1 protein-coding gene is annotated in these 1018 nt (G+C 67.1%); it reads left to right on the forward strand.

All coding sequences use genetic code 11. The features are described 5' to 3' along the window. Positions 1-960, forward strand: a 960-nt coding sequence (locus AC507J_RS32275) for a pectinesterase family protein (protein WP_496294344.1), incomplete at its 5' end; no start/stop codon positions are given. Positions 961-1018: the final 58 nt, after the last annotated feature.

Below are 1018 nucleotides of genomic sequence, written 5' to 3' on the forward strand. Positions count from 1 at the left end.
CTGGCGCGGATGCAGTGGCGGTTCAATCCGACCTCCGGCACCCCGACCAACCCGCCAACCTCACCGCCGCCGAGCGGCAGGCCGACGGTGGCGGCGGACGGTAGCGGCACCTACCGCACGGTGCAGGCCGCGGTCGACGCGGTGCCGGTGAACAACACCCAGCGGGTCACCATCACGATCAAGGCCGGCAGCTACCGGGAAGTCGTCCGGGTGCCGAGGAACAAACCACACATCACGCTGCGCGGCCTCGGTGCCGGTCCGGCCGAGACCGTGCTGGTCTTCAACAACTCGGCCAACAGCCACGGCACCTCGGGCAGCGCCAGCATGTTCGTCGATGGCGCGAACTTCGTCGCGGAGAATCTGACCATCTCCAACGACTTCGACGAGAGGTCGACAAGCAGTGGGCACCAGGCGGTCGCCCTGAACCTCGGCGCGGACCGCGCGGTGCTCCGTAACGTCCGGCTCCTGGGTGACCAGGACACCTTCCTGGTAAACGACAACGCCCGCGCCTACATGGTCGACTCGTACGTCGAGGGCACTACCGACTTCATCTTCGGTGGCGGAACGATCGTCATCGACCGGACCAGGGTCCACGAGAAGCGTTCGACAGGCGGCACCATCACCGCCGCCAGCACCAACGCGGCCAAGACCTACGGGTTCCTGTTCTACCGGTCCACCATCACCGGCGCCGGCAGCAACAACACCACGCTCGGCCGTCCGTGGCGGCAGGGTGCCCAGGTCCTCTACCGCGAATCCAACCTGAGCGGCACCGTCCGCAACTCGCAGCCCTGGACGAACATGGGCGACGCCACCTGGCAGAACGCCCGGTTCCTCGAGTACCGCAACACCGGGGCCGGAGCGGCGGTGAACAGCAACCGGCCGCAGCTGAGCGACGCCCAGGCGGCCAACTACACCCCGCAGCGCTATCTCGCCGGCACCGACGGTTGGAACCCCCTGTAAGCCCACCACCACCCCCAATCAGTAGTAGTGAGGAGTCCCGTCCCATGAGAACAAACCT

The sequence above is a fragment of the Micromonospora sp. PRAS1 genome, from assembly GCF_059553435.1.